This is a genomic window from Candidatus Venteria ishoeyi (assembly GCF_030378065.1).
Taxonomy (GTDB): Bacteria; Pseudomonadota; Gammaproteobacteria; order Beggiatoales; family Beggiatoaceae; genus Venteria; species Venteria ishoeyi.
The window spans coordinates 1-1,609 of record NZ_JAUCGJ010000106.1 but is presented as its reverse complement, the minus strand read 5'-3'; the positions used below and the strand labels follow the sequence as shown (position 1 = coordinate 1,609).

General features: G+C 42.6%; 1 protein-coding gene. It reads left to right on the top strand.

Going from position 1 to position 1,609, the window contains the following annotated elements; genetic code table 11:
* Positions 1 to 74: 74 nt before the first annotated feature.
* A complete protein-coding gene (locus QUF61_RS18085; protein ID WP_289682949.1) occupies positions 75 to 1,424 on the top strand; it encodes a hypothetical protein in 1,350 nt (449 codons plus the stop codon).
* Positions 1,425 to 1,609 lie beyond the last annotated feature (185 nt).

The following is a 1,609-nucleotide window of genomic DNA, read 5'->3' as shown; positions in this document are numbered from 1 at the left end:
CAGCAATTCCCGCTTCACTCAAAAAAGGTTAAAATACCCCCCAGTCATCATAAAACTAAACCCGAGAAGGTTACATGCCACGTAAATTACCCGCGCCCCCCGCTCGTGAAGATTTGACATTCCATCGCAGCCTGTCGATAGAAAGCTTACTAAAAATCATCAAAAATGAAGTGGTAAAAATACCTGAGTATCGTGTTGGCCCCCTTGAATATCCTATGCCTGATGTCGTTATGTCAGGATTTGCGATGTTTGCACTAAAATATCCTTCTTTGCTGCAATTTGATAAAAACAAGGATAAACGCCGTATAAAATATAATTTACGAACACTTTATGGCGTGAATCATGCGCCATGTGACAGCACTTTGCGCGAGGTTTGTGATGAAGTCAATCCAGAATATCTGCGCCCTGTATTTACAAACATCATTCAACAGGCACATACAGAAGGTGCGCTTGATGTGTATAGCCACCTGGATGGCTACCTGTTGAGCATGGACGGCACCGGGTATTTCAGTTCTGGCAGCGTCAGTTGCCCCCATTGCTGTGAAAAACATCACCGCAATGGCAAAATAGAATATTACCACCAATTAATGGGGGCTGCGATTGTCCACCCGGATAAAGCACAGGTATTCCCCTTGTTTCCGGAAGCGATTACCCAGCAAGACGGGGCAACCAAAAATGATTGTGAGAGTAATGCCGCCAAACGCCTGTTGCCTGCGATAAATCAAGCCCTGCCGGGAATGAGGTTTATTGTTCTGCAAGATGCGATAGGCGCTGATGGGCCAAACATTAAAATGATAAAAAATCATGGAAACTCTTACATTATCACAGTCACAGCAGATGATCAGGTATCGCTGTATAACAACGTACTACAGCGTTTTAGCCAAAACGAAGGAAATGAATTTGAAATAACTGATGATGGCGTAACAAGGGGTTATCGCTTCATCAACGGGGTCGCATTGAACAAAACGCACCCGGATATTTTAGTCAATTTTTTGGATTATTGGGAGTACAAAGACGAGAAGCAAATTTATAGTCATCAATGGATTACAGACATCGAATTGACCCGGGAGAATGTCAATGCGGTGATGCGGGCAGGACGTGCCCGCTGGAAGGTGGAAAATGAAACCTTCAACACACTCAAGAACTTAGGTTATAACCTCGAACACAACTATGGACACGGCAAACAATATCTGTCAACGACATTTGCTACGCTGATGATGTTAGCTTTTTTAGTTGATCAGGTACAAGAGCATGTATGCGTACTGTTTAGGGCTGCACGCAATATGTTTTATTCGCGCAAGGCGCTGTGGGAAGAGATGCGCGGATTGTTCCGTGGTTTTTTTATCAAATGCTGGGAAGATTTTTGGCTAGGAATTATTTTTGAATGGGGCGGTGGTGAACTGCGACCAGATGATACATCATAGTTTTTGTAAAAATACGATGGTTTTTAGATTAAGTCACTTTGAGCGTATAAAAAATACAAATTCTCCTTTTTAGCTGCTTGGCATTAGGCCGGGACAGGTATTTTTGTGGATATGAAAAATTACCTTAAGAAAAAAATGGAAAATGATTGTTGACTGAAATAGTCAGGATGTAGCGGGAATTGCTG

What these genes read in the sequence shown, in the direction of transcription:
- QUF61_RS18085 (WP_289682949.1), top strand. Translation starts at nt 75, where the DNA reads ATGCCACGTAAATTACCCGCGCCCCCCGCTCGTGAAGATTTGACATTC.